The 15,529-nt window shown below is 68.2% G+C and carries 5 protein-coding genes and 1 pseudogene; 2 read left to right on the top strand and 4 right to left on the bottom strand.

Annotated features, from left to right (window positions below):
* Window positions 1-103: 103 nt before the first annotated feature.
* A pseudogene (locus AB0D34_RS40915) lies at window positions 104-399 on the top strand (tyrosine-type recombinase/integrase); the annotation flags it as partial.
* A gap of 106 nt (window positions 400-505) precedes the next feature.
* Here AB0D34_RS40915 and AB0D34_RS40910 read toward each other — a convergent pair.
* Window positions 506-943 carry a DUF4259 domain-containing protein gene (locus tag AB0D34_RS40910; RefSeq protein ID WP_362671708.1) on the bottom strand — a complete coding sequence of 146 codons (438 nt, stop codon included), beginning with the start codon at window positions 941-943 and terminating at the stop codon, window positions 506-508.
* A gap of 19 nt (window positions 944-962) precedes the next feature.
* Window positions 963-8,168 (bottom strand): polymorphic toxin-type HINT domain-containing protein, encoded by a 7,206-nt coding sequence (locus tag AB0D34_RS40905; RefSeq protein WP_362671706.1) that lies wholly within the window; start codon window positions 8,166-8,168, stop codon window positions 963-965.
* A gap of 441 nt (window positions 8,169-8,609) precedes the next feature.
* Here AB0D34_RS40905 and AB0D34_RS40900 point away from each other — a divergent pair, with 441 nt between their 5' ends.
* Entirely contained in the window at window positions 8,610-12,071 is a 3,462-nt protein-coding gene (locus tag AB0D34_RS40900) for an FG-GAP-like repeat-containing protein (RefSeq protein WP_362671704.1), read from the top strand.
* Window positions 12,072-12,084: 13 nt separating this feature from the next.
* Here the strand turns inward: AB0D34_RS40900 and AB0D34_RS40895 are convergent, their stop codons facing one another.
* On the bottom strand, window positions 12,085-13,284 hold the full coding sequence (locus AB0D34_RS40895; RefSeq protein WP_362671702.1) for an acyltransferase: 1,200 nt from the start codon (window positions 13,282-13,284) through the stop codon (window positions 12,085-12,087).
* Entirely contained in the window at window positions 13,281-15,482 is a 2,202-nt protein-coding gene (locus AB0D34_RS40890; protein ID WP_362671699.1) for a glycosyltransferase, read from the bottom strand. The genes AB0D34_RS40895 and AB0D34_RS40890 overlap by 4 nt, the downstream gene beginning before the upstream one ends.
* Window positions 15,483-15,529: the final 47 nt, after the last annotated feature.

Here is a 15,529-nt window from a genome sequence, read left to right as displayed (position 1 = left end):
CAGGACCCTCGACAAGTCCCATCGTTGCAGGTCAGGAGCACTCTCCGCTTATTTAATCAAGCATCGGACACCCACCTCGCGAAAGCGCGAGGCTAACTGGCGGCCCATCGACCCAGCCAACCTCACCCGCCGTATCCGCAGCTTCCTTGGCCGGGCAGGGCTCCGCCGCATCCGCTTCCACGACCTCCGCCGCTCAACCGCGTCAGTGCTCCTGGAACAGGGCGTTGACCTCGTCGTGATCAAAGAACTTCTCGGTCACGCCCACATCGCGTCACAGCCAGCGACTACGCCCATGTCCGACTCCGCCTCCAACGCCAAGCCATCGACACGTCGGGCCACGCCCTCGGGCAGGACGACGACGGCCTTGACGCCCCACCTGCCGCAGCCGTCGTCCGCTGACGTTGCTGTCAGCGTTTCCGCCAAACCGCTGAGGAGCCCCACCGAATCACGCTTCGATGGGGCTCCTCGCATGTAGTGGACACTCTGGTCGACGTCGACCAGAGAACTACCGAGATTCACCTTCACTGACGGGACGCAATACAGACCTCAGACTACCAATCGCAGCCTGAGCTTCTTCCCTCTCGCTGGCGTCGACCCAGCTCCTCCAGAACCAGCCGTCTGCGGGCAACGCCACTTCCAGCGCCTGAATCGCAGACAAGGCGAGGGCGGGCGTAATTGGTTTCGCCAGCCATTCCGTGATGCTCGGATATTCCTCGTTCCAAGCCAATGAACTCCCCGCCGGGACATTGGCCGCAACCACAGCAGCAGCAGCCATTACTTCCTCAGGAAGCACAGAGGAATTTGACCTGCCCCCCGCCTCGATGGCGGAACGGAATGTGTTTTCGACGACCGTCAGTCGCCGCGATGCAGGCTGTTCTTCCAGCTCATCGAGGAAGTCCTCAGCGGTGTCGCTGTCGAACGGGCCTGATCCCCAGGTTCCCATCACAAACTCCAGTCGAGACTTACGGCAGGTATCCGCCGAATGGAACTTCGATCTCTGGGTCTCTCCGATTCAAGAGAGTCCCGCCCCTCGCCTTTACCCCTTCCATCATCGTCTGCTCCATGCGGCGGATCGCTGTTTTGCCCGTACCACTAGGCAGAGTGAAGTAGGTGACGTTCACCACGTCGTCGGCCGTATATCCGGCCTTGCGGACCGCATGTTTAGACCGCATCGACTTATTCACTCGCTCTCTAATGCTTGAAGTAGAGCTTCCTACGTACTTCGTTCCGTCATTCAGGTGAATGGTGTAGATGCCCGGCTGCTCAGGGACGTCGAACCGCGTTCCCGGCAGCGTCCCTGGCGTGCAATTCGAATTGTGGACCAGTACCGGCGTAGCCCCCGCCAGCACATAGTACGTATGCAGGTCCTCGACCGTGAGGTTATACGTACGCGCATACCTGGCAAAGGCCCGGTTGCCGGTGATGATGGCGGTGGTGCCCTCGTCGGTGAGGAGGGTCATGCCGGGCTTCAGGGCGCCCGCGTCGACCCAGTCACCTTCGGATGGAGACCAGAAAGGGTGCTCGAACGTGGCCGTCAGCTTCTCGATGCCGTCCTCTGTTGCGATGGACAGCTCGTTGAAGTGCTTGTCGTGCTCCGTGATGATGAGGCGGGTCACCTTCCTGGGGCCCGACTCGCCGGTCTGAGGATCGGTGGCCTGCACCTCGTCACCGACTTGAACATCCTCGATGTCCTTGGTGGTGCCACCCGCCATGAGGACGTCGGTGCCGGCCAGGAAGCACCGGTTGCACCCACCCGGTTTGTTGCCGGTTCCCCCCAGGCCGCCGGGACCTTCCCCGCCCCCGGCCAGGGCGATCAGCGTGACAGTCGAGGCGGGGCTGACCCTGCTCCCGCACCCGCTTTCATGGCCGAGGCGCATGCAGGCGAGGAATTTCAGGTGGGCCACGATCCAGTCAGCGGTTTCCTGGTTCTCAGCCGGTTGAGCAAGGCAACCGGCACCTTGCTCCTGGCACCAGTTGGCCGCCTCCTTCCAGAACTGCTGCGCGTACTGCTCCTTGTACTCCCAATTGCGATCGACGAAGACGCCTGGGTAGATCTCCGTGTGCGTCTTGAGGAAGGAAGCCGGATAGACATTCCCTGCCTCGGATGCGGCTTGGTAGTTCTGCGAGTACTTGGGCGGTCCGGAGGGCGCTTGCGTGGGCGTCCGGTTCTCATGGTTGGGCGTGGCCCGGGTCGGGCAGTCGCGCTCGGCGCACAGACCCGTGGGATCGCTGTTGCTGACCGGGCTGTTGCTGCTGTACGCGTACCCGTTCATCTGCAGCGGGTCCGCGAGGTCGATGATCGGGTCCGCGGAGAGGAAGCGGCCGGAGGTCTGGTCGTATTCGCGAGCGCCGATGTGCGTCAGGCCCGTGGCCGCGTCGTCGATGCCGACGCCCAGGTAGCTCCGCTTGTCCGGCCACGCCGACGGCTTGGTGCCGCGGCTCTCGCCGTAGGGCTTGAAGTCGCGGCGGGTGACCGGCTGGCCGCTCGCCTGGTCGACCGACGTGTTCGCGGTGCCCAGGTGATCGGCGATCAGGACGCTGAGCTTGTGGCCCGTCGTCGCGCCGTTGACCGTCGTGCGGACCACCGTCGGGGCGCCTGCGTGGGCGTAGGAGCGCGAGGCCTTGGTGATGGTGCCGGACGCGTTCGTCGTGACCTCTGTGTCGCCCAGGTAGAGGGTCGAGCCGGAAGGAGAGTTCTCCAGGAGGCGGTTGCCTTCGGCGTCGTAGACGTACGTCGTCTTCGTGCCGTCGTCCGTGATCGAGGCGAGCTTGTTCTCCGGGGTCCAGAGCAGGTTCTGAGTGGTGGCGGGGAGGTCCCGGACCGTGGTGTTGCCGGACGCGTCGTACGTGTAGGAGCCGCCCTTGCCGGACGGGTTCGAGCTGATCCACGTCATCGTGTGCGGCTGGGTCCGGTAGCCCGGGGTGGTCGGGGTCGCGGCCACCGTCGTCCCGTAGCCGTAGGTGTAGGTGGTGTCCCCGTCGGTCATCGTGGCCCGGTTGCCGAGCCAGTCGAAGGTGAAGGACTGGCGGTAGGCGGTGCCGCCGGCGGAGAGCGTGGTGGTGTCGGGGGCGGCCGCCGCGAGGGAGGCCGTCAGGGCGCTGTCCGGGGTGGAGGTGTCCGCGGCCACGTCAGGGGCGTCGGACACCGGGCCCGAGGAGGGCGCGTAGTCGGTGCGGGGACCCCAGGTGGTGCCGTTCGCCGACTTGCAGCCGGTGCCGGCGCCGTCCGGGGTGATCGCCGAGGTCCAGGCGTGGATCAGCTCGCCCTGGACGTCGTAGGTGAAGCACTGGGTGTCCCAGGCTGCGTCCGAGAGCTGACGGCTCTGGGAGGTGATCGTGCCGGTGGTGTCGTAGGAGTAGTAGTTGTCGGCGATGCGGTGCGGATCCGCCGTCTCGCGGTCCGTCACCGTGCGCTGGAGGCGGCCGGTGTGGGGGTCGACGAAGTTGGTCGTCCAGACGCGGTAGGGCTGGGCGGCGGAGACCGTGCGCAGGACCTCGCCGTAGGGCGAGTAGGTGGCGTCGGAGGTGTACCAGGTCTGGCCCGAGGTCGACTCCGGCAGGCCGTCGGAGTTGTAGCGGGTGACGACCTTCTCGCGGGCGAGGCCGCCGACGGCGGGCAGGGTGATCGACAGGGGTTTGCCCGTGGGCGTGTAGCTGTACTGATAGGCGTACGTGCCGGACAGGCCGGTGGTCATCGAGTTGGCCGGGATGGTCGTCTCGGTGCTGGTGACGTGGTACTCGGCGTCGTAGCCGGTGACCTTGTCGACGTAGTCGCCGGTGTCCGTGTGGCGCTTGGCGGAGGTCGGCCGGCCGATGCCGCCCGGGGTCTCGTCGTAGACGTACTCCCGGGAGGGGGTGGCGGTCGCCGAGCCCTGGCGTACGAAGCGGGCGCGGCCGAGGACGTCGTATTCGGTGAAGGTCTCCTGGCCGAGCGCGTCCCGCACGCGGTTGGGGCGGTCGGCCTCGTCGTACCAGTTGTTCGTCGTGCCGGTGTCGGGGTCGGTCGCGGCTGTCACCCGGCCGCGGGCATCGTAGGTGTAGGTCCAGGCATTGCCCGCCGGGTCGCTGACCTTGGAGCGGTTACCGCGGGCGTCGTACTCGTAGGCGGTCGTCCGGCCCGCGTCCGAGGCGTCCTGGGTGAAGTACTTGACGGACGTGGTGCGACCCAGCGCGTCGTGGAACGTCTGGGTCTTCGGTGCCGTCGAACCCGCCGGGTTCACGGTGACGCTGTACAGACCGTACGAGGTCGACGTCGAGTACTCGAAGCCTCCCTCGTGGTAGACCGACGCGCGGAGCTGGCGTTCCAGGCCGTCGTAGCGGTACTTGGTGAAGGTCGGGACGAGTGACTTCGACCGGGGGGCGAACAGGACCGGCTCCGGATCGCCCTTGGCCAGGTAGCCGCTGGTCTGCTCGTAGACCAGGCCGTGATCGTCGTACGTGGTGTCCACGATGACCCGGCCGGGGCCGTGCGCCTCGGTCTGCGTCTGGACCTCGCGGTTGAGGCCGTCGTAGATGGTGGCGCCGGTGCTGTAGGAGCCGTCGTCCTTCAGGGTCCTGACGATGACCGCGGCCGGTTCGCTCTTGTCGGACGTTGCGGTCGCGGTCTGGTAAGTGACCATCACGTTCGGCGACTTGCCGTCGGAACGGGACGCCGACCAGCCCTTCACCAGGCGGCCGAGGGCGTCGTACTCGTTGCGCGTCACCCGGCCGTTGGGGTCCTCGGTGGTCAGAGCGAGTCCGCGTCCGGGGTCGAGGGCCGTGGTGGTGGTCTGGGTCTTGGCGTTGATCGTCTTGACGGAGGTGACCGGGCCCCCGGTCTCGGGCGTGTACTTGGTCTCGCTGGTGCCGACGCCCGGCTGGGTGACGGTGCGGACGCGGCCGAGGTCGTCGTACGTCGTTCCCGTGACGACCGAGTGCGAGGTGCCCGCCCCGTTGATCCCGGCCGTCGAAGTGACCTCGCCCTTGGTCGGCGTCGCCCCGTAGGCGAGCTTGTCGTAGGTGTACCGCACCGACGACTTGAGCCTGGTCGCCGGGTCGGCGGTGGCGTAGCCGGAGCAGGGGGTGGCGGTGGTGCGCTGCTCCGTCGGCAGCCCGATCAGCCACGCCGTGGTGTTGTGGACGTACGACGTCCTGGTGCACGTCTGGTCGGAGAGGGTCTCGGCGCTGCCGTTCGGCCGGACGACGGCCGTCTCGACCTGAGTGGGCAGGCCGTAGGTGTCGTCGACCGTGGTGAGAGTGCGTACGGCACGCCAGTTGGTCCAACTGGCGCTGTCCAACCGCTGGAACTCGTCGGTGCGCTGGACGCCGGCGCGGTGGGCGAGCAGCGGGTCCGCGGCGGTGCCGTCCTCGTTCTCCCGGGCGCGGGAGGCGGTCTGCTTCGACCACGGGTAGTTCACGGTGCGCCGGAGGTCCTGGCCGTCGGAGTCGCGGTAGACGATGGCCTCCGCGGTCATGCCGGCGTACTGCGGGGCGTCGTCCGCGAGGAGGGTGTACGCGCCGGTGGAGTCCTTGTACTCGCCCCCGGTGCCCTGGAAGTAGCGGGTCAGGGAGAGGGACTGGGTCTGGGACTCACCCACCGTCGAGGCGATCTTGGCACCCTTGGCGGTCCTGACCTGCCGGTAGCCGCGCCAGTCGCTGTAGGTGCGCAGCGCGGGGCGGGAGAACTCGTCGTCACTCTTGGCCCAGGCCGCTCCGGAGTACGTGTACCGGGTGGTGACCGGCTCACCGTGCGAGGTGACCTTGTCGATCTCGGTCACGGTGTCGACCACGTACTTGTTGAACCACGACTTCGCGGGGGTCTTCTCGTCGCCGTCGGGCGACCAACGCACCGGGTAGCAGGTGCCGTTGGCCTTGCCCTTGTCCTCTGTGGGCACCGAGGCGCAGCCGCCCGTGTACTCGACCTCGATGTCGCCGCCGTTCTCGGTGGAGACGACCCCGATGCGAGGACGGGTGAAGCCGGGGCGCTGGTCGTTCTTGCCGGTCAGCACCAGGCCGGGCAGCTGGCGGTCCTTGAGGCGGGCGGCCAGCGGGGACGTGGAGCCGACCGTGTAGGGCGCGAAGCTGACGCCCTGCGCGGACTGGAGGGTGCCGGTGGTGTCGCCCGGCGCGTAGCCGGTGCGGGTGATCGAGTTGAGCCAGAGACCGGGCGAGGTGTCGTACCAGTCCGCCGGGAACGACTGGCGCAGGGTGTACTTGTCGACCGGGCCCAGGCCCGTCTGGCCCGCGCGGGCCGCCTTCGTCGTGACCGTGTTCAGACGCAGTTGCGTCCAGAACGAGGGGAAGGGCGGGCAGAGCTTGGACGTGGACTTGCAGTTGAGGTTGCCCGGGGTGTCCCACCAGGGGCGGTAGGCACCCGGGTCGTCGGTCTTGGCGAAGTTCGTGTCGGCACACGCCGACTCGGACTTGAGGCAGCGCTGCTTGAGACCGAACTCAACCGTCGCCGACGGCTTGGTCAAGCTGTCCGGCCGCATGCCGTACTCGATCGACGTCGGGTAGGCGTAACGGTCGTACTGCTCGGGTGTCTTGAACTTCTTGCGGACCGCGTAGTAGTTGGACTCCTGCCCCCAGTTGACGATCATCGTGTTGCCGTGGACGTCGACGACCTTGTCCAGACCCCAGCGCCATGCCTGCTGCTTGCCCGCGCCACAGCGGGAGTCGGCGAAGGCGGTGGCGTTGCAGGGCTCGCCCGGGTGGTTGCCGAAGACCGGAACGGTGGAGACGGAGTTGGTGGCCGTGTGGCCGCCGCCCACGGAGTTCTGACCGTAGTAGTACTGGGTGCCGTCCGTGGTCGTGACGACCCAGTACTCACCGTTGTTGTCGTCGTTGGTGCCGCCGACGCGGTGTTCGACACGAGTGCCGTCGTCCTTCTGGGGACGGTAGACCTCGGTCTCCGACTCGGGCTTGCTGCCGGAGGCGGCGTTCCGGACCAGCTCGGTGGTCTTTCCGCCCAGTGACATCACCGCGTTGTACGACACCCAGCACAGGTCGGACGTCTTGTCCGCCTTTGCCTTGTTGTTGGGGGTGCCGGCGCCCAACGTCTTGCGGTCGTCCTGGCAGGAGCGGTAACGGCGCTCGATGTAGCCGGGGTCGTAGGACCAGCCCTCCCCGATCCAGGAGGCCTGGGGCGAGGAGACCGCTGTACGGCCGTCCACGGACTGGGAGTTGTAGGTGAAGGAGACCTCTGGGGCCGGTCCGGCCGGCGGGTCCGGCACGGTCAGGGGGTAGGCGAAGGTGAACGCGCCCGACGAACCGCCCGCCGTCCACTTGCCGTCCGAGGCGAGCGGGGTGGCCTTGAAGGTGCCGCCGCCGCTGGTGCCGGAGTCGACGGCGCCGACGACCGCGGTACTGCTACCCGCGGCGGCGACCGGCATCGCCTTCCGGTAAGTCGCCTGGACCACGCCGGAGTTCGGTGTTGTATGCGCCGGCGCCGACGCCGCGGAGACCGTGCCGTCCGCCGCCGGATCCACCGTGGCCGTGAGGGACGCCGACGACGTGTCGTTCGTCGTCTCCAGTTCCTCGTACGTCTGGCACGCCTCGACATCGGGCGTGGTCAGGTAGCAGTCCGGGAACTGCACGAAGCGCAGTCGTGACGCCCAGTCGGTGCCGTAGAGGTTCTTGAACTTGGCGTAGTCCAGCTTGACGGAGACAGGGACCGAGGCGGTGGCGGGTGCCTCGACGACCACCACGGCTCCGTCCACGCCCGCGCCGGTCGCGGAGGTGCGCTCCGGGATCGTGACCTGCCAAGTGCCCGTCGGCGCGGGCTGGTCGGCGGCCTGACCGAGGCTGACCGGGAGGGTTCCGGCGGGGGTGAGCGCCGTCTGCCGCGTGTCGACCGTGCGGGCGGACGCCTGGACGGTGGTCGAGCCGAAGGTGACCGTCGCCGAACCGGTGGGCGCGGTCGTCGTGCCTGCCGGTGCGGCGGTCAGGTCCTCGGGCACCTCCGCCTGCAAGGTCGACTTGTCCGGGCTGGTCGCCTCACCGGCGACCGGCTCCTCCCGCGTCAGTTCCTCCAGGGTCAGCGACTCACGCCCGACCTCCTCCTGCGCCGGGTCCGGCGGCACCGCCATCGCCTGCGCGGGAAACAGCCCGAGCAGCAGGGCGGCAGCGGTGACCGGTACGGCCGTACGCGCGATGCGGCGTCTGCGGGCACGCGGAAGTCGATCGAGCACGGCGAAGTCCCCCCGGACCGTTGGAGCGGGGCCGGTGACGGACCACGCGTGACGACTTACAGACAGCGAAGATTCTGTGATCGTCCCGTGAAGAGACGCCAGAGGTGACGACTTTATGTGAGCATGAACACGCCCAGTAACACATCATCACGGTGCGAATACACCTGAACGGCGAATATCGCTTTACCCGCCATCAGGCAGTGCATTGCTTGCAGTTGGTTCAATCGTGGCCTTTGGCTGGCAAATCCCGGCTGAAGTCACCTGGTTTGTCACGCTTGTTCACCCTCGCGGACTGCCACCTCCCTTGATTCGGAAGCCAGTTGGGCATCCGCGGCCTCGCACCCAGGACGGCTCGGCGTCCACTCCACAGGGTGACGACAGTCCCCTCATAGGTCATCATCGGCTGGCCCGGCCGCGCCGGGAGGATGACGAGGGGGAACGATGACGCGCAACTGGGGGCGCATGCCCGGCCGTCGGGCCACTGCGGCGCTGCTCGCCGCCACGGTCACGACCAGTGGCATCGTCTACGCCGGTCTCCGGCTGAGCGACGAGGCCACGCGCGAGGGCGGTGACGGTACCCGGCGCGCCTCACTCGTCACCGAGGCCGCGGCGCTCACCGAGGCCACCCGCACCGGCAGGAACGTCGAGGTGACCGCGGCCCGCACCGCACGGTCCACCACATGGGCCCGTCCCGACGGCCTGATGACGAAGCGGCTGTACGCGTCCCCGATCCGGGCCAAGGTGGGCGGCGGGTGGAAGAAGATCGACACAAGTCTGCGCCGCACCGAGCAGGGGTGGGAACCCAGGGCCACCAACACCCGGATGCTGTTCTCGGCGGGCTCGGCCGACCGGAGCGAACAGCGGGCCTCCCGCTCGACCGTCCAGCGCGTCTCCCTGGTGAAGAGCGCCGCCGCCGACACCGGCACCCCGCTCGCCACCCTCTACGTCGGCGAAAACGACGACTACCAGATCCAGCTGACCTGGCCGGGAGCCGTACCGACCCCCATAGTCGACGGGGACCGGATCCTGTACCCGGAGATCTTCCCGGGCGGTGACCTGGTGCTGACGGCGGACGACGACGGCTTCGGCCAGCTCCTCGTCGTCAAGACCCGCGCGGCCGCCGCCGACCCCCATGTCCAGCAGCTGGTCTACGGGTTGAACTCGGCCAACCTCAGCTTCCGTCTGGACCCGCTGTCCGGCATGGTCACCGCGGTGAACGGCTACCGCGACGAGGTGGCCGTCTCCCCCACCCCACTGATGTGGGACAGCAGCGGGACTCCCGCGGTCACCGACGGCGGCGTCGGCGCGACCGCTCAGCCGACGGTGTCCGAGTCCCCGAACCCGACCGACTCACCGAGCGTCTCGGACAGCCCCGACGCGGCCGAGGAGGAGGCGGTCGAGTCCGACGAGCAGAGCGACACAGACGTGGAGACCCTTCCCCCGGCCAGCGACGGCCCGGCCCCGACAGTCTCGGAATCCCCGCTGGCCTCCGCCCCGGCCGAACCGGCCCCGGCTCCCTCCCAGACCGGCTCCGCCGCGACGCTGAGCCTGCCGTCCCTCAACGGCCCCTCGCCGGACTCGCGCGGTGACGTGGTGAAGGCGGACCTGTCCGCCGGACAGTGGACGCTCACCCCGGACCAGGACTTCCTCTCCGACCCCGCCACCACCTACCCGGTCTTCATCGACCCCTCGGTCAAGAAGCACACCCAGAACTGGACCACCGCCTACAACCGCTTCCCGAAGGCCACGTTCTACAACGGCAAGGGTTTCAACAAGGGCGGCACCCACGAGGCCCGGGTCGGCTTCGAGTCCGACACCTGGGGCACCTCGCGGTCGTTCTTCAACATCCAGTTCGACAAGGATCTCAAGGGCACCAGGATCACCAGCGCCAAGCTGCGGATGCTGGAGACGTACTCGTGGTCGTGCCAGGCCCGTTCGATGAGCGTGCACCTCACGGGCAGGATCGACGCGCACACCAACTGGAACAACGCGCCCGAACTGCACGACGGCAACAAGCTCGCCACGAAGAGCTTCGCGCACGGCTACAAGTCCGGCTGCCGCGATGCCTTCGAGGCCTTCGACGTGCGCGCGGGCGCACAGAAGACCGCCGACAAGGGCGCCGCGATGATCACGTTCGGCCTGCGCGCCCGGGACGAGAACGCCCAGTACGCCTGGAAGAAGTTCCAGGCCGACCAGGACTTCGCGCCGTACGTCGAACTCGAGTACAACCGCAAGCCGTCCATCGTCTCCGACTCCCTCGACCTCGGCCCGGACGGACGGTGCACCACCACCAAGCCGTACGTCCGGATGGGCTCCGGCGACCTGACCTTCACCGCCAAGGCGACCGACAAGGACAAGAACCTCGACTACCTGGACTTCGACCTGTGGGAGATGCGGAAGTGGGAGACGACCGGTGACCTGCTGAAGAGCACCGGCAAGGTCTCCGCGGGAGCCGATACCGGCACCGCCCTGCGCACCACGGACAGGTTCTCCACCAGCGGTCTCAAGAGCGGCGCCACCTACTCCTGGCGGGTCCGCGCCTTCGACGACGTTGCGAGTAGCTCGCCCTACTACCCGGCCAAGACGCCCTGCCGGTTCGTACTGGACACCACCGCGCCCCGCCCGCCCAAGGTGACCTCCACCGACTTCCCCAACGCCGACGGCAGCGAGAACGGTTTCGGCAGCGGCACCGAGGACTCCAAGTGGTCCGACAAGAAGTTCGGCACCGCCGGGGCCTTCTACGTACGTGCCGTGGACACGGATGTCGTGCGCTACGAGTACGGCTTCAACTCGCCCACCTACACCGGCAGCCTGCCCCGCGTCAACGGCTCGCCCACCAGCCTCTTCACCCCCATCGGCAATGCCAAACCACCCGCCGCCGGCCCCAACGTGCTCTACGTCCGGACCGTCGACGCCGCCGGCAACGTCTCCGAGCCCACCAAGTACTTCTTCTACGTCACACCCCGCGACCAGGCCGACAAGGCGGGCGACTTCACCGGCGACCAGCTGCCCGACATGCTGGTCGTCACCGAGGGCGGCAATCTCGGGATGTATCCGTCCCAGGCACTGGCGACCGACCTGGCCAAGGGCACCGGCGACCTGGACTACTCGATGCCGGGCGCCTACCGCGCGAACCCCGCCAAGGACCCCAACGGCGACGACCTGCCGCCCTATGTGGCCGCCGTCAACGGCCACTTCAAGGGCGCGTTGATCACCCACAACGGCGACATCTACGGCGGTGACGGCCTCCAGGACCTCGTCGTGCGAGTCGAAGGCAGACTGTGGGTCTACCCGGGGGACGGTTACGGAGCCGTCAACACCGACCGCCGGCAGGAGATCCTGCTCCCGACAGGTGCGCCCAGTCCCTCCGCCCTCACCCAGATCGTCGCCACCGGGGACATCACCGGGGACGGCCGTACCGACTTCCTCGCCACCGTGGGCGACGCGTTGTGGGCCCTCACCGGCTACCACGGGGCGACGGTCGACCAGGCGGTCCTCCTGTCCGGCTCCGCATGGACCAGCCGTGACCTGGTGACCGTCATGGACGTCAGCGGCGACGGCATCGCGGACATGGTCTACCGCACCGACGCGTCCGGACGCCTGCTGCTCCGCAAGGGCGTCGCCGCGAGCGGTGGCGGGACCAACCTCAACTCCCTGGCCTCCGCGGCGAATTCGTCGGGCGGGACGGACACCGAGTACGGCGCCTCCGGCTGGCTCAGCTCCGAAGTCCCCCTGTTGATGGGGACACCGGACGCCAACAGCGACGGCATCCCCGACATCTGGGCCGTCAACGCCAACGGTTCCGTACGGTTCCATCCGGGCAGCCGGACGGTCCTGTCCGGAACCGGGGCGGAGATCATCGCACCGGCGAGCTACTGGAAGACCCGCATTGCCATCGGATGACGCGGGAGGCCTGTCACCGCGCGCTCCGCTTCCAGGCGCGGTTTCGGCTCGCGCCGTTCGGCCACAGGCGTGGCGGGCGTTTCGCTGCGATGTCCTCGATCCACCCGAACGCCAGGATCGCCAGCCCGATCAACGGCCACACCAGGAAGAACATCCACAGTATGTCCGTGGAGTCGAGCGCGGCGACCGCGCGGTCGCTCTGCATGAAGGGGAGGCGGTAGGCCAGGTCGATGATCGGGACCGTGGCCATGATGAGCATGTTGTGCCAGAGGTAGATCGTGACGGCCCGGTTGTTGGACAGGGTCACCAGCTTGTCCCAGCGGGCCAGGCGGCCCGGGAGCTCCTGCCAGGACGGGGAGTACTGGAGCAGGATCACCACGAAACCGAACGACCAGGCCGCCTGGGCCAGCGGGATGTCGTTCAGGTCCCAGCCCTCGGGGCCGAGGTGGCCGGACGCCCACCACAGGCCGAAGGACATCACCAGGAACGAAACGGAGACGGCGAGGTAGCGCGGGACCTTCGCCAGCACACCCTCCTGGTGCGCGAAACCGAGGACCCAGCAGCTGCCGTAGACCGCGAAGTCGGTGACCGCGTTGCCCAGTTCACCGGGGATGGTCACAAGTCCCGCGCCGACCACCGCCGTCAACGCCAGCGGTGCCAGCAGCGTCGCCCACGGCACCCTGCGGAACGCCCACAGCAGCAGCGGGGACGCCAGCACGAACCACAGATACGCGCGGAGGTACCACAGCGGGCCCACCGCCTGGTCCGCCCAGGTGGTCTCCAGGAGGTCGGACGGGAAGCCGACCTCCCAGGGGTACGGCGGTGCCCCGATCGGGATGACGTAGTTGACCAGCTCCAGCAGGCCCCAGGTGCCGCTGTGGTCCGGGTCCTCCGAGAGCTTCCAGCCGCCCACGAACATCAACGGCAGTATCACCGCGCTGAAGGCCCACAGCGGAGGGAGCAGTCGGCGGATCCTGCCCCTGATCACGCTCAGCGCAGGGCGGTTCAGCGAGTGTGCCATCAGCGAGCCCGCCAGCGCGAACATCACGCCCATCGACGGGAACAGCACGGTCAGCCACGCCCAGCCGAACAGGTGGTACAGGACCACTCGGACCAGGGCGAGGGAGCGGAGAAGGTCGAGATACCGGTCCCGGCCAGGTGCTTTGGGCGCTGGGGCCACCTCGCGCTGCCCCGCCGCGTAATCCTGCGTCATCCCACCGGCCTCCGCTCGTCACTCTCACTGCCCGCCCGCTGCCTCGGCACCGGTCCGCCCGGCGCCTCCACGACCCCCGTGCGGCGCAGCTTCTGCCAGCGCAGCCGGCCGCCGGTGAGGGCCGTGATCCAGGACTGGAGCAGCACGACGTACATGAGCTGGCGGTAGAGGATCTGCTGGAGGGGCAGCGAGATCAGGTGGGTCATGCGTTCGCGGTCGAGGCGGAACGCGTAGGCGGCGCAGACCAGCTGGATCGCGAGAACGCCCAGCCAGGCCACGATCGTCTTCTCGGTCGGGCCGAAGACGACGCCGTAGAGGAGGAACACGTCGATCAGGGGGGCCAGCAGGGGTGCCACGACCATGAACAGCGAGACCAGGGGGAGACCCACGCGGCCGAAGCGGCCCGACGGGCCCCGGTCGACCAGCGCCCGCCGGTGCTTCCAGATCGCCTGCATGGTGCCGTACGACCACCGGTAGCGCTGCGACCAGAGCTGTTGCACCGACTCCGGTGCCTCGGTCCAGGCGCGCGCCTTCTCGGCGTAGACCACGCGCCAGCCGTCCCGGTGCATGGCCATGGTGATGTCGGTGTCCTCGGCGAGCGTGTCGTCGCTCATGCCGCCGACGCGTTCCAGCGCGGACCGGCGGAAGGCTCCCACCGCGCCCGGGATGGTCGGCATGCAGCGCAGAATGTCGTACATCCGGCGGTCGAGGTTGAAGCCCATCACGTACTCGATGTGCTGCCAGGCGCCGATCAGGGAGTCCCGGTTGCCGACCTTGGCATTGCCGGCGACGGCGCCGACGCGCGGGTCACCGAAGGGCTGGACCAGTTCGCGGACCGTGGACGGTTCGAAGACGGTGTCGCCGTCCATCATGACGATGATGTCGTGACGGGCGTTCGCCAAACCGCGGTTCAGGGCGGCCGGTTTGCCCGCGTTCAGCTGGCGTACGACCCGCACGTTCGGCAGGCCCATCGCCTCGACGATCCGGGCGGTGCCGTCGCTCGAACCGTCGTCGATGACGAGCACCTCGATGGGGTGCTCGCTCGCCATCAGGGAACGCACGGTGTTCTCGATGCACTTGGCCTCGTTGTACGCCGGGACCAGCACCGACACCGGCTCGGTGACCGGCTCGCCCCAGCGGAAATCACGACGGCGCACCCTTCGCGCGTGCACGCCCGAAAGCAGCAGCATCAGCACGAAACGGCCGATGACCAGCGAGCCGATGATCGCGAGGCCGACGACAAGGACGTCGGTGATGTGCTCGGAGGCCTGGACCAGGAAGATCCACGCCCTGCCCTTCCACAGCTCGGGCCCGGCGACCGCGGTGTGCGCGCTGGGCGCGTCGAGGGCCTCGGTGAGGTTGTCGAACTCGTAGCCCTTGTCCTGCATGTCGGGCAGGAAGGTGTCGAGCGCCTGGACCGTCTGGTGGCGGTCGCCGCCGGAGTCGTGCATCAGCACGATCGCGCCCTTGCCGGGCTTCGGCGTGGCGTTGCTGATGATCTTGCGGACGCCGGGCTTCTGCCAGTCCTCGCTGTCGGTGTTGTTGACGACCGTGATGTAGCCGCGGGTGCCGATGTACTCGGTGACCGGCCAGGACTTGTTGTCCATGGCGTCGGCGAAGGAGGAGTACGGGGGCCGGAAGAGAGAGGTGCGGATACCGGCGGCGCCGGCGAGGGCGAGCTGGTTCTGGGAGAGCTCCCAGTCGATGCGCTTCTTCGACTGGAAGGACAGGTCGGGGTGGTTGAAGGTGTGCAGCCCGACCTCGTGACCCTCGTCGACCATGCGCTCGACCAGGTCCGGGTAGCGGGAGGCCATGGTGCCGGTGACGAAGAAGACCGCGTGCGCGTGGTGCTTCTTGAGGACGTCCAGGACCTTGGGGGTCCAGGTCGGGTCGGGACCGTCGTCGAAGGTGAGGACGAGCCGGCGGTCCGGCATCTTCAGGCTGGTGGCGCGCCCTGTGCGGGTGTCGATCACCGGGCCGCCGTCGAGGATCTTCTCCGGCACCTTGTCGGTGGAGGCCTCGGCCTGGATGCGGTGGTCGGCGAGGATCTCGCTGTGGACGTAGCCGCGCAGCATCAGCATCGCCATCAGGGCGACGAGGACGAGCACGGGCAGCAGCAGGCGCATGGGCAGGCGACGGCGCCTGGAGCCGTCGGGGGCTCCTGGTGCGGAGCCCGGACGGCGGATGCGGGATGACATCAGAGGATGTGCTCCGGGGACGGGAAGGAGAGCGGGACGCCGGTACG

It is taken from the genome of Streptomyces sp. NPDC048420 (genome assembly GCF_040651535.1).
In the GTDB taxonomy this organism is placed as follows: domain Bacteria; phylum Actinomycetota; class Actinomycetes; order Streptomycetales; family Streptomycetaceae; genus Streptomyces.
The sequence above is the reverse complement of the archived record's forward strand: the minus strand, read 5'-3'. Positions and strand labels throughout refer to the sequence as shown.

Excerpts from the sequence above, each read along its gene's own strand:
- AB0D34_RS40910 (WP_362671708.1), bottom strand. The coding sequence starts at position 943 with ATGGGAACCTGGGGATCAGGCCCGTTCGACAGCGACACCGCTGAGGAC.
- AB0D34_RS40900 (WP_362671704.1), top strand. The coding sequence starts at position 8,610 with ATGACGCGCAACTGGGGGCGCATGCCCGGCCGTCGGGCCACTGCGGCG.
- AB0D34_RS40895 (WP_362671702.1), bottom strand. The coding sequence starts at position 13,284 with ATGACGCAGGATTACGCGGCGGGGCAGCGCGAGGTGGCCCCAGCGCCC.
- AB0D34_RS40890 (WP_362671699.1), bottom strand. The coding sequence starts at position 15,482 with ATGTCATCCCGCATCCGCCGTCCGGGCTCCGCACCAGGAGCCCCCGAC.